This is a genomic window from Paracoccus sp. (in: a-proteobacteria) (genome assembly GCF_039808215.1).
GTDB lineage: Bacteria > Pseudomonadota > Alphaproteobacteria > Rhodobacterales > Rhodobacteraceae > Paracoccus.
Genome location: NZ_JBDHSP010000004.1, coordinates 53,429 through 65,709, shown reverse-complemented (window position 1 = coordinate 65,709; position 12,281 = coordinate 53,429). Strand labels below are relative to the sequence as shown.

Genomic DNA, 12,281 nt, shown 5'->3' with positions numbered 1-12,281 from the left:
GGATGGGTTGGCTGGTCCGGTCGGGGTCAGGACAGGCTGGACTTGTAGTCGTCATAGGTGAACCGGCGAACCTCGCGGATCGTTCCATCCTCGTCCCGGATGGCGATGGCGGGCATGGCGACGCCGTTGAACCAGTTCTTCTTGACCATGGTATAGCCGCCGGCATCGGCGATGCTCAGCCGGTCGCCCACCTGCAGCGGCCGGCGAAAGCGCCCCTCGCCGAAGATGTCCCCGGCCAGGCAGGTCTTGCCGGCGATCTGCCAGGCATGATCGCCCTCCTGCGGCAGCTTCGCCGTCTCGCGATAGATCAGCAGATCCAGCATATGCGCCTCGATGCTGGCGTCCACGATGGCCACGTCCTTGCCGTGATGGATCAGGTCCAGCACCGTGACCTCCAGCGTGGTCGAGCGGGTGATGCTGGCCTCGCCCGGCTCAAGAAACAGCTGCACCCCGAATCTCGCCTGGAAATCCTTCAGCCGCGCGGCCAGGCGCTCCAGCGGATAGCCCTCGCCGGTGAAATGGATGCCGCCGCCCAGGCTGACCCAGTCGAGCTTGCCGATGAAGCCGCCGAACTCGGCCTCGATCCGGGACAGCTGCGCGTCGAACAGGTCGAAATCGCCGTTCTCGCAATTATAATGGATCATCACCCCCGAGATGCGGTCCAGCGCCGATTCCAGCCGCGGCAGATCCCATTCCCCCAGGCGCGAGAAGGGCCGCGCCGGATCCGCCAGATCGAATCCGCTGGTCGAAAAGCGCGGGTTCAGCCGCAGCCCCATCCGGATGCCGCGCGCAGCCGCCCTGGCCCCGAAACGGTCCAGTTGGCCCAGGCTGTTGAAGATGATCTTGTCGCAGTAACCCAGCGCCTCGTCGATCTCGTGATCGGCCCAGCCGACGGAATAGGCATGCGTCTCGCCGCCGAATTCCTCATGTCCCAGCCGCAGCTCGAACAGCGAGGACGAGGTGGTGCCATCCATGAACGGGCGCATGAAATCGAAGGCCGACCAGCTGGCAAAGCATTTCAGCGCCAGCAGGCATTTCACCCCCGAGCGCTCGCGCAGCTGGCGGATGCGCTCCATGTTGACCCGCAGGGCGGCAAGGTCGATCAGGTAATAGGGCGTCTGCAGATCGGACATGGCGCGGTTCCCCGGCTTCGAAGCCGTGCAAGGTCAAAGGGAAAGGCCCATTTAAGGCCATGCGCCGGATTTCGCAAGGAATGGCGCGGAATGGCGCGGGCGAGGGGCCGCCGCGCCCGGGATGAAATCGGGGCGGCGTCGCCGAAACGACACCGCCCCCGACTGAAAATGGCTGGGCCTGGCGCGCCCGCGCAACCCTGGTATCGCGGCCTGCGCGGCGGCCAGCAGAAGCGTTCCTGCGAAATGGCCGGATGGCCCCCCGGCCGGGGTCGCGAAGGCGCGCCCCGCGGGGGGCACGCCGATGGCAGGGGGTCACAGCAGGAAATCTGCCGCGACATACTGGCCGGCGACGGTCGCGCCGTCGGCGATGCGGATGGTCATCTCGGCCGCCGCATCCCCGTCGATATTGGCCCGCAGCACGGTTTCGGTGCCGATATTGCTGAGCCAGACGGTGCCCGCCCCGCCGGGCAGCTGCCCGGTAAAGACAAAGGCCTGGTTCCCGGCCGCCAGCAGGTTGGCGTCGATCGCGGCAAGATTGATGCGGTCGCCAAAGGCAATGCCCGCGCCATCAAAGCCGTTGATCACGTCGATACCCGGGCCGACGGTGGAATCCAGCACCGAGGCAAAGCTGAACATGTCGGCGCCCGCCATGCCCATCAGATTGTCCGCGCCGCTGCCGCCGATCAGGGTGTCATTGCCGTTGTCGCCCGTCAGCAGATCGTTGCCGGATCCGCCGATCAGCACATCGTTGCCAACCCAGCCGCGCAGCGTGTCATTGCCGGCGCCGCCCAGGATGTAGTCGTTGCCGTCATTGCCGAAGATGTAATTGGCCACCGCCGAGCCATACAGCCTGTCATTGCCGGCCCCGGAGTAGAGATGCTCGAAATTGACAAAGCTCTCGCCCGCCCAGTTCGTCACCCCGGTAGTCAGGTTGACATTGTAATCGCCGGCGAAGGTGGCGGTGTTCAGCCAGTCGGTGTCGGCGCCGCCGTCCAGTGTCTCGGCCACGCCCAACCCGGCATAGACATAGTCGTTGCCGGCGTCGCCGTAATAGCGCCCGGCGCCGCTGGAGCGCAGCGTGTCATTGCCGTCCCAGCCGCGCAACGTGTCCGAGCCGCTCCCGGCCTCCAGATAGTCATTGCCGGCCCCGCCAAACAGATAGTCGTTGCCGGCCATGCCATAGAGGCGGTCATTGCCGTTCATGCCATAGATGTTGTTGGCGCCGGCCGTGCCGGTCAGCGTGTCATTGCCCGCGCCCGAGAAGAGGTTCTCGAAATTGACAAAGCTCTCGCCCGCCCAGTTCGTCACCCCGGTAGTCAGGTTGACATTGTAATCGCCGGCGAAGGTGGCGGTGTTCAGCCAGTCGGTGTCGGCGCCGCCGTCCAGTGTCTCGGCCACGCCCAACCCGGCATAGACATAGTCGTTGCCGGCGTCGCCGTAATAGCGCCCGGCGCCGCTGGAGCGCAGCGTGTCATTGCCGTCCCAGCCGCGCAACGTGTCCGAGCCGCTTCCGGCCTCCAGATAGTCATTGCCGGCCCCGCCATAAAGATAGTCGTTGCCGGCCATGCCATAGATACGGTCATTGCCGTCCATGCCGTAGATATAGTTGGCGCCGGCCGTGCCGGTCAGCGTGTCATTGCCCGCGCCCGAGAAGAGGTTCTCGAAGTTGACGAAGCTCTCTCCGGCAAAATTCGTTGCCCCGGTGGTCAGGTTGACATTGTAGTTGCCGGCAAAGGTGGCGGTGTTCAGCCAGTCGGTGCCGGTGCCGCCGTCCAGTGTCTCGGCCACGCCCAGCCCGGCATAGATATAGTCGTTGCCGCTGTCGCCGTAATAGCGCCCGGCCCCGCTCGAGCGGATGATGTCGTTGTCCTCCCAGCCATGCACGGTATCCGTGCCGCTGCCGGCGGTGATCGAGTCATTGCCGGTCCCGCCCGAAAGATAGTCGTTGCCGGCGCCGCCATCGATGGTGTCATTGCCACCCAGGCCATAGACGTAATCATTGCCGGCCAGGGCCAGAAAGACCTCGCTGGCGGCGGTGCCGACCATGGTGTCGTTGCCGTTGGTTCCAATGGGCATTGCTTCCTCCTGTCGTCATCAAAACTGCTGTTGACGGGGCGCAAGACTGCCTCGCGGGGGAAATATGCGCCTGGCGCCGTGAAAGCGCCGTGAAATCCGGTCATCCATCTGAACAAGAAAGGTTTTTTTCATGTCTGGCCGATTCGTTTTCCCCTGCGGCGGGCTACATTCACGGCCCTCGCCCGGGGCCGGGGATTGCCCCGCCGGGGCGCTGCGGTTATCGCAGGCAAAAAGGGGCGCGCGACATGAGCTTCAACAGCTTCGGCCGGATCTTCACCTTCACCACCTGGGGCGAAAGCCACGGGCCGGCGCTGGGGGCCACCGTGGATGGATGCCCGCCCGGCGTGGCGCTTGATGAGGCGTTCATCCAGCAGTTCCTCGACCGCCGTCGGCCCGGCAGCTCGAAGTTCACCACCCAGCGCCAGGAACCCGACCAGGTCCGCATCCTGTCCGGCATCTTCGAGGGCCGCACCACCGGCACGCCGATCCAGCTGTTGATCGAGAATACCGACCAGCGCAGCAAGGATTACGGCGAGATCGCGCAGGCGTTCCGGCCTGGCCATGCCGACATCGCCTATCACCTGAAATACGGCATCCGCGATCATCGCGGCGGCGGCCGCTCCAGCGCGCGGGAAACCGCGGCGCGGGTGGCGGCCGGCGGCGTGGCGCGGGCGGTGCTGCGCGACATGCTGCCCGGGCTTGCAATCACCGGCTACATGATCCGCATGGGCGATCTGCATCTGGATCGCACGCGCTTCGACGCTGCCGAGATCGGCAACAACCCGTTCTTTTTGCCCGATGCCGCGGCGGTGCCGCAATGGGCCGATTATCTCGACGCGATCCGCAAGGGCCAGGACAGCGTCGGCGCCGCCATCGAGGTGCTGATCCAGGGCTGCCCGCCGGGCCTCGGCGCGCCGGTCTATGCCAAGCTCGACACCGATCTCGCTGCGGCGATGATGTCGATCAATGCCGTCAAGGGCGTCGAGATCGGCGAGGGCATGGGTGCTGCCGGCCTGACCGGCACCGCGAATGCCGACGAGATCCGCATGGGCAATGAAGGGCCGCGCTTCCTGTCCAACCACGCCGGCGGCATTCTGGGCGGCATTTCGACCGGGCAGGACATCGTTGTGCGCTTTGCCGTCAAGCCGACCAGTTCGATCCTGACCCCGCGCCGCACCATCAACCAGCGGGGCGAAGAGATCGACCTGATCACCAGGGGCCGCCACGATCCCTGCGTCGGCATCCGCGCCGTGCCCATCGCCGAGGCCATGGCGGCCTGCGTGATCCTTGACCACCTGTTGGCCGACCGGGCGCAGACCGGAGGGCGGCGTGGCCGCATCGGCTAGAGCGCGCGGAAAGTTTCCGGCTGGCCGCGAATGTCGCGCGGCTGTTACATTGGCTTTGCATGACTGTCGCATCCCGGCCCCAGGAAGGGCAGAGGTCGAAAGCGGCCAGATGGAAATGTCAGGAGAGATCCGATGAGATCCGCCAAACCCAGGCTTGCGGCGCTGGCCGTGCTGGCGACCGCCGCCACCTCTGCCACCGCGCGCGAGCAGATCCAGGTTTCGGGCTCATCCACCGTCCTGCCCTATGCGACGATCGTCGCGGAACTGTTCGGCGACAACACGGATTTTCCCTATCCGGTGGTCGAATCGGGCGGCTCCTCGGCCGGGCTGAAGAAGTTCTGCAAGGGGGTGGGGCTGAACACCGTCGACATCGCCAATGCCTCGCGCCCGATCAAGGACGGTGAACTGGCCGCCTGCGCCGCCGCCGGGGTGACCGGGGTCATCGAGATCCGCATCGGCTATGAGGGCATCGTCTTTGCCAGCGCCTTTGCCGGCAAGGATTTCGCCTTCACCGCCGCCGACTGGTATGACGCGCTGGCCGCGCGCGTGCTTCGGGACGGCAAGCTGGTCGCCAATCCGAACCTGACCTGGGACCAGATCCGCCGGGATCTGCCCGCGCAGCCGATCCTCGCCTTCATTCCCGGCACCAAGCACGGCACCCGCGAGGTCTTCGAGGAAAAGGTCATCGCCCGGGGCTGCCGGGATTCGGGGGCGCTGGCCGCCTTCGCCGCCGAGACGGGCGACGAGGACAAGGCCGAGGCCGCCTGCCTGATGCTGCGCGGCGACGGCCGCTCGGTCGACATCGACGGCGACTATACCGAGACCCTGGCCCGCATCCAGTCGGCGCCGCATGGCATCGGCGTCTTCGGCCTGTCATTTTATGACAACAATACCGACAAGCTGAAGGTCGCCAGTTTCGGCGGCGTGGTGCCGGCGACCGCAACCATCGCCTCGGGCGAATATCCGGTGTCGCGGCCGTTGTTCATCTATGTCAAGCAGCAGCATTTCGGCCTGGTCCCCGGCCTGAAGGAATTCGCCGAATTCTTCGTCTCGGACCAGATCGCCGGCTCCGGGGGGCCGCTGGCCGCCTATGGCCTGGTCTCGGACCCGGACCTGGCGGCGACGCAGCGGGCCGTGGCCAATGAAGTGACCATCAGCCGATGACCTCCGGGCGCGCGGGGGTCCCGCGCGTCCGCCCGACACCACATGCGAGGGCGCCGATGCCTTTATCCTGGACCCTGCTGACCGTTCTGGCCCTGGCCGCGGCCGGCTATCTTGTCACCCGCGCCCGCGCCCTCGCGCTGGCCGGGGGCGACGCAAGGCGGCTGCATTCGCGTCCCGGCTATTACGGCTGGAACGCGGCGCTGCTGACGGCGCTGCCGGCACTGCTGCTGATCGCGCTCTGGCGCTTTCTGCGCCCGGGGGCCGAGGGCACGCTGCCGGCGGTGCTGGCGCTGCTGCTGGCGCTGGCCGGGCTGGGCATTGCCCTGTCGCGCACCGCGCCCGGCTTTCGCGCCCGCAACAGCGTCGAAAGCATGGTGCGGGCGCTGCTGATCCTGTGCTCGGCCATCGCCATCCTGACCACCGTCGGCATCGTGCTGTCGATGCTGTTCGAGACCGCGCATTTCTTCCGCCAGTATCGCTGGCAGGACTTCTTCTTTGGCACCACCTGGTCGCCGCGCTTCGGCGGCGGCTCGCAACTGGGCATGGTGCCGCTGCTCTGGGGCACGCTCTACATCTCGGCGATCGCGCTGGCGGTCGCGGTGCCGATCGGGCTGTTCGCCGCGATCTACATGTCCGAATATGCCGCGCCGCGGCTGCGCGGCATCGCCAAGCCGGCGATCGAGGTGCTGGCCGGCATCCCGACCATCGTCTACGGCCTGTTCGCGCTGATGACGGTGGGGCCCCTGCTGCGCGACCATTTCGCCCAGCCGCTGGGCCTGGGCAGCTCGGCCTCGTCGGTGATGACGGCGGGGCTGGTCATGGGCATCATGCTGATCCCCTTCGTCAGCTCGCTTTCGGACGACATCATCAATGCCGTGCCGCAAAGCTTGCGCGACGGGGCGCTGGGGCTCGGCTCGACGCAATCGGAGACCGTGCGCAAGGTGGTGCTGCCCGCCGCGCTGCCTGGCATCGTCGGCGCCGTGCTGCTGGCCGCCTCGCGCGCCATCGGCGAAACGATGATCGTGGTTCTGGGCGCCGGGGCCAGCGCCCAGATGAGCCTGAACCCCTTCGAGGCCATGACCACGATCACCGTCAAGGTCGTCAGCCAGCTGACCGGCGACACCGATTTCGCCGCGCCCGAAACGCTGGTGGCCTTTGCCCTGGGCCTGACGCTGTTCATCCTGACCCTGGGGCTGAATGTCATCGCCCTCTACGTCGTGCGCAAATACCGGGAGCAATACGAATGACCGACGCATCCGCCGCGGCCGCCCGTCCGGCGCAGGCCACCGGCTCGCTTCTGGTGCCCGACGCCCGCACCCGCCGGCGCAATGCCGCCGAGGCGCGGTTCCGCGCCTATGGGCTGGCCGCCATCGTGGTCTCGATGCTGATGCTGCTGGCGCTTCTGGCCACCATCCTGACCGGCGGCATCGGCGCATTCCGCCAGACATTCCTGGAGCTGCCGGTGACGCTGGATGCGGCGCAGCTTGACCCGGGCGGCCAGCGCGACCCCGAACAGATGAAGAAGGTCCTGACCCTGACCTATGGCAAGATCCTGACGCAGTCGCTTGCGGCGGTCATCGTGCAGAAGGGCATCGCGGTCGAGGGCCTGACCGAGAAGGATGTCACCGGCCTGATCTCGAAGGAGGCGCCGGCGCAGCTGCGCCGCAAGGTTCTGGCCGATCCCGGGCTGGTCGGCCAGACCATCGGCGTCCGCGTATTGGTGAACGGCCGGGTGGACGGCTATTTCAAGGGCCGGGTGACGATGGAATCGGCGGCGCGCGACAGCAATACCTCGCCGGCGCAGCTGGCCCTTGCCGAGGCGCTGAAGGCCGAGGGCATGCTGGCCATGCGCTGGAATCCGGCCTTCCTGACCAGCCCCGACGCCTCTGATCAGCGCCCCGAGGCGGCCGGCGTCGGCATCGCCATCCTCGGCTCGCTCTACATGATGCTGGTGGTGCTTTTGCTGGCGGTGCCGATCGGCATCGGCGCCGCGATCTATCTCGAGGAATTCGCCCCCAAGAACCGCTGGACCGACATCATCGAGGTGAACATCTCGAACCTCGCCGCGGTGCCCTCGATCGTCTTCGGCATCCTCGGCCTGGCCGCCTTCATCAACTTCGCCGGCCTGCCGCAGTCGGCGCCGATCGTCGGCGGGCTGGTGCTGGTGCTGATGACCCTGCCGCGCATCATCATCCCGGCCCGCGCGGCGTTGAAGGCGGTTCCGCCCTCGATCCGCGACGCGGCGCTGGGGGTGGGGGCCTCGAGGATGCAGGCGGTGTTCCACCACGTCCTGCCGCTGGCCACGCCCGGCATCCTGACCGGGGTGATCCTTGGCCTGGCGCAGGCCCTGGGGGAAACCGCGCCGCTTCTGCTGATCGGCATGGTGGCCTTCGTCAAGAACTTCCCCGCCGCGCCGCCGCAGGGCCTGTTCGATCCGGCCACGGCGCTGCCGGTCCAGGTCTACAACTGGACGCAGCGCGCCGACCCCGCCTTCATCGAGCGCGCCTCGGGGGCGATCATCGTGCTGCTGGTGCTGCTGATGTGCATGAACCTGCTGGCGGTGTTCTTGCGCCGCAGGTTCGAACGCCGCTGGTAGCGCCGCCGGAAAGACCCGACATGAACAGGACGAACAAGCAGGAGCCTGCCGTGAACTCGACCGAAAGCAAGATCTCGGCCCGCGATGTGCAGGTCCATTACGGCGAGAAACACGCCGTCAGGGACGTGAACATCGAGATTCTCGACAAGACCGTGACCGCCTTCATCGGCCCCTCGGGCTGCGGCAAGTCCACCTTCCTGCGCTGTATCAACCGCATGAACGACACCATCGACATCTGCCGCGTGGACGGGCTGATCACGCTGGACGGCGAGGACATCTATGACCGGCGCGTGGACCCGGTGCAGCTGCGCGCCAAGGTCGGCATGGTGTTTCAAAAACCCAACCCCTTCCCGAAGTCGATCTATGACAATGTGGCCTACGGCCCGCGCATCCACGGCCTGGCCCGCAACCGCACCGAGCTCGATGAGATCGTCGAGCGGTCATTGCGCGGCGCGGCGCTGTGGAACGAGGTCAAGGACCGGCTCTCGGACCCCGGCACCGGGCTGTCGGGCGGCCAGCAGCAGCGGCTGTGCATCGCCCGCGCCGTGGCGACCCAGCCCGAGGTGCTGCTCATGGACGAGCCCTGCTCGGCACTTGATCCCATCGCCACCGGCCAGGTCGAGGAGCTGATCGACCAGCTGCGCACGGAATTCTCGGTGGTGATCGTCACCCATTCCATGCAGCAGGCGGCGCGCGTCAGCCAGAAGACCGCCTTCTTCCATCTCGGCAATCTGGTGGAATACGGCGACACCGACGACATCTTCACCCGCCCGCGCGACCCGCGCACCGAAAGCTACATCTCGGGCCGCATCGGTTAGGCCGGAAAGGACCAGACATGAACAACGAACGCCACATCCTGTCCGCCTTCGACCGCGACCTCGAGGCCGTGCAGGCCCAGGTCGTCAAGATGGGCGGCATGGTCGAAAGCGCCATCCATGACGCGGCCAGCGCGCTGGACGGCCGTGACGAGGAACTGGCTGCGGATGTTCGCCGCCGCGACAAGGGCATCGACGCGCTGGAGTTGCAGATCAACGAGGGCGCGGCGCGGCTGATCGCGCTGCGCGCCCCGCGCGCCACCGACCTGCGCATGGTGCTGTCGGTGATCAAGATCGCCGGCATCCTGGAACGCGTGGGCGATTACGCCAAGAACATCGCCAAGCGCAGCACCGTGCTGGCCGACCTGCCGCCGATCGAGGGCGCAGGCATCGCGCTCAGGCGCATGTCGGGCACGGTCGAGGCGATGATGAAGGATGCGCTCGACAGCTACATCCAGCGCGACGCGGCGCTGGCCGACGACGTGCGCAAGCGCGACCTCGAGGTGGACCAGATGTATAACGCGCTGTTTCGCGAATTCCTCACCCACATGATGGAGGATCCGCGCCACATCTCCGCCTGCATGCACCTGCATTTCATCGCCAAGAACATCGAGCGCATGGGCGATCATGCCACCGGCATCGCCGAACAGGTGATCTATCTGGCCACGGGCGAGCTGCCCGAGGACAACCGCCCCAAGGGCGAAAGCGTCCTGCGCGATGCCGGGGCCTGACATGGGCCGAGGCGATGCCTGCGTGCTGGTGGTCGAGGACGAGGGCGCGCAGCGCGAGGTGCTGCGCTATAACCTCGAGGCCGAAGGTTTCCGCGTCGTGCTGGCCGAGGACGGCGACGAGGCGCTGCTCTTGCTGGTCGAGGAAGAGCCCGACCTGATCGTGCTGGACTGGATGCTGCCCCGGGTCAGCGGCATCGAGATCTGCCGCCGCGTCAAGGCCGACCCCCGCACCCGCCAGATCCCGGTGGTCATGCTCTCGGCCCGCTCGGAGGAGATGGACCGGGTGCGCGGCCTTGAAACCGGTGCCGACGATTATGTGGTGAAACCCTATTCCGTGGTCGAGCTGATGGCGCGCCTGCGCACGCAGCTGCGCCGCAGCCGCCCCGCCACCATGGGCGAGCGGCTGAGCTTTGCCGACATCATCCTCGACGCGGCCGAGCATCGCGTGTTCCGCGCCGGCCATGCGCTGCATCTGGGCCCGACCGAGTTCCGCCTGCTCTCGACGCTGATGGAGCGGCCCGGCAGGGTCTGGACGCGCGAGCAGCTGCTGGACCGGGTCTGGGGCCGCGACATCCATGTGGACAGCCGCACCATCGATGTGCATGTCGGGCGGCTGCGCAAGGCGTTGATGGCGCGCGGCGGCGATGATCCGGTGCGCACCGTGCGCGGCACCGGCTATGCGCTGGGCTGAGACGGTGCCTCATCAGGCCGCCTCACTCCGATCGCACGATGCCGGTGAATCCCGCCACCGCCAGCAGCCCCAGCACCAGCCCGGCCATGGCCTGGAAATAGGCGAATAGCTTGGCCAGATAGCCCGGCCAGCTGCGGGTGTCGGGCGACCAGGTGGCCTTCTGGCCGCTGTCCACCCCGGGCAGGATCATATCCGCCGACAGCATCAGCGGGCTGAACTTCGGATAGGCCGCGGCCTCGGGCCGGGCGCGATAGCAGGCCAGTTGCGACTGGCCCGGCTCGGCCAGCCCCGGCCGCACCTGCCCAAGCGATGCCAGCCCCACCTGCTGGTCCGCCGTGGCGCCACACAGCACCCATTCGGGCGAACGCAGCACCACCGGCACATTGGGGCGGATGTGGTGATGGCGGTCGAGCCAGGCATAGATGCCGCCGCCGAGGCCCCAGAACAGCAAGAGCCAGACCATCGCCACCAGCGGCCGCCGGCCATAGACGGTGGTCAGCCACAGCAGACGGTCGCTGCTCCACAACAGGGCCTTGCGCGTCCAGCGCGAGGCGCGGCGGATCCGGGTCCGGCGCTGCAGCCGCTCCTTTTCGATCAGCACGGCGCGCGCATCGTCCTGATGCCCCATCTCGGCCAGCACGCGGGCCAGATGTTCATAGGGCTGCGGCCAGAAATCCTCGCCCCAGCGGCCAGCGTCCTGGCGCGCGAGCCAGTCGAGCCGATCCTCGGCCTCGACCGGGGCGCCCAGGAAACCGCCATAGCGGCAGCGGTTCAGCGCCAGGTCGCCCGGCGCCGGCCAGCTTGCCGCGTCATCGACGATCGAGCCCAGCGTGGCGCCGTTCAGACTGAGCGTGCCGCCGATCCGCGCCTCCTGGCGCAGAAAGAACGCGCCCTCGACCTGGCTGCGGCCGAGGTTCAGCGCGATCTCGCCGGGGGCGGTGACCACCAGGCCCGAGCATTCCGCATCGCCCTTGACCTGCGCGCCCACCAGATCGATCTGGCCCTGCACCTCGGCCAGGCGCAGCACCAGATCGCCACCGACCTGCACCCCGCCCGCGTCCAGCGCCGCGGCGCCCTCGCGTTCCAGCCGGGCGCCGCGCAGGTCCAGGTCGTCGCCGATGCGCGCCCCGGCCAGCGCCAGCGTGCCGCGCAGCCGGGCGCCGCGAAACAGCGCGCTGCCCCGGACCGAGATGCGGTCGGCGACCAGCATGCGGTTGCCGGCACGGGTCAGTTCGGCACCGTCGAGGTTCAGATCGCCGCCGATGTGCGCGCCGCGCAGCGCCACCGGCCCGTCGATGCGCACCCCGCGCGCCAGCAGGTCGCCCCGCGCGTCCAGCCGCTCGGCCGCAAGCCCGGGCAGTTGCGAGCCGTCGAAGGAAATCGTGTCGATCACCGCCGAACGCAGCACCGGCACCGCCTCGAACACGCAGTCGAGCAGGCCGATGTCGGCGGGAATGCGGCAGCCCTCAAGGTCCAGCGTGCCGATAATGCGCGCACCCGACAGCCGCAGGCCCTTTTCATGCATGCGCGGCGCGTCGGGCCCGCCCAGCAGCAGATGCCGGATCAGTTCGGCCCGCACATGCAGATGCGTGTCCTCGGCTTCGGGCAGGGGGGTCTCGCCCAGCCGGTCCAGCAGGCCGATGCCGATATTGGCGACCAGCTTCGCCTCGGCCGGTGTAAGCCGGCCGAAGCGCTGTTCCAGCCCCGGATGCGCCGGCGCCGTCACCGG

General features: G+C 67.7%; 10 protein-coding genes. 7 read left to right on the top strand and 3 right to left on the bottom strand.

What is annotated here, in order from left to right; translation table 11 throughout:
• Positions 1-26 precede the first annotated feature (26 nt).
• Together WMK75_RS02690 and WMK75_RS02685 are read right to left on the bottom strand one after the other, a co-directional pair.
• Complete coding sequence (locus WMK75_RS02690; RefSeq protein ID WP_347266117.1) at positions 27-1,133, bottom strand: carboxynorspermidine decarboxylase; 1,107 nt, start codon at positions 1,131-1,133, stop codon at positions 27-29.
• A 312-nt stretch (positions 1,134-1,445) separates the two neighbouring features.
• On the bottom strand, positions 1,446-3,209 hold the full coding sequence (locus WMK75_RS02685) for a calcium-binding protein (RefSeq protein WP_347266116.1): 1,764 nt from the start codon (positions 3,207-3,209) through the stop codon (positions 1,446-1,448).
• Between the two features lie 245 nt (positions 3,210-3,454).
• On the opposite strand from WMK75_RS02685, the gene aroC reads away from it, so the two are divergent.
• The 7 genes from aroC to phoB all read left to right on the top strand — a co-directional run bounded on the left by aroC (position 3,455) and on the right by phoB (position 10,552).
• On the top strand, positions 3,455-4,555 hold the full coding sequence (gene aroC, locus WMK75_RS02680; protein ID WP_347266115.1) for a chorismate synthase: 1,101 nt from the start codon (positions 3,455-3,457) through the stop codon (positions 4,553-4,555).
• 132 nt (positions 4,556-4,687) lie between these two features.
• Positions 4,688-5,719 carry a substrate-binding domain-containing protein gene (locus WMK75_RS02675; RefSeq protein ID WP_347266114.1) on the top strand — a complete coding sequence of 344 codons (1,032 nt, stop codon included), beginning with the start codon at positions 4,688-4,690 and terminating at the stop codon, positions 5,717-5,719.
• A gap of 56 nt (positions 5,720-5,775) precedes the next feature.
• Entirely contained in the window at positions 5,776-6,966 is a 1,191-nt protein-coding gene (gene pstC / locus WMK75_RS02670; protein ID WP_347266113.1) for a phosphate ABC transporter permease subunit PstC, read from the top strand.
• On the top strand, positions 6,963-8,315 hold the full coding sequence (gene pstA, locus WMK75_RS02665; RefSeq protein WP_347266112.1) for a phosphate ABC transporter permease PstA: 1,353 nt from the start codon (positions 6,963-6,965) through the stop codon (positions 8,313-8,315). Before pstC ends, pstA begins: the two co-directional genes overlap by 4 nt.
• Before the next feature lie 20 nt (positions 8,316-8,335).
• The gene (gene pstB / locus WMK75_RS02660) at positions 8,336-9,133 is read left to right on the top strand and encodes a phosphate ABC transporter ATP-binding protein PstB (protein WP_347266111.1); all 798 of its coding nucleotides are present in this window, start codon (positions 8,336-8,338) and stop codon (positions 9,131-9,133) included.
• A gap of 17 nt (positions 9,134-9,150) precedes the next feature.
• On the top strand, positions 9,151-9,861 hold the full coding sequence (phoU, locus tag WMK75_RS02655) for a phosphate signaling complex protein PhoU (RefSeq protein WP_347266110.1): 711 nt from the start codon (positions 9,151-9,153) through the stop codon (positions 9,859-9,861).
• A 1-nt stretch (position 9,862) separates the two neighbouring features.
• The gene (gene phoB / locus WMK75_RS02650; protein WP_347266109.1) at positions 9,863-10,552 is read left to right on the top strand and encodes a phosphate regulon transcriptional regulator PhoB; all 690 of its coding nucleotides are present in this window, start codon (positions 9,863-9,865) and stop codon (positions 10,550-10,552) included.
• Positions 10,553-10,574: 22 nt separating this feature from the next.
• On the opposite strand, the gene WMK75_RS02645 is transcribed toward phoB, so the two are convergent.
• Positions 10,575-12,278, bottom strand: a complete 1,704-nt coding sequence (locus tag WMK75_RS02645; RefSeq protein ID WP_347266108.1) for a hypothetical protein — start codon at positions 12,276-12,278, stop codon at positions 10,575-10,577.
• Positions 12,279-12,281 lie beyond the last annotated feature (3 nt).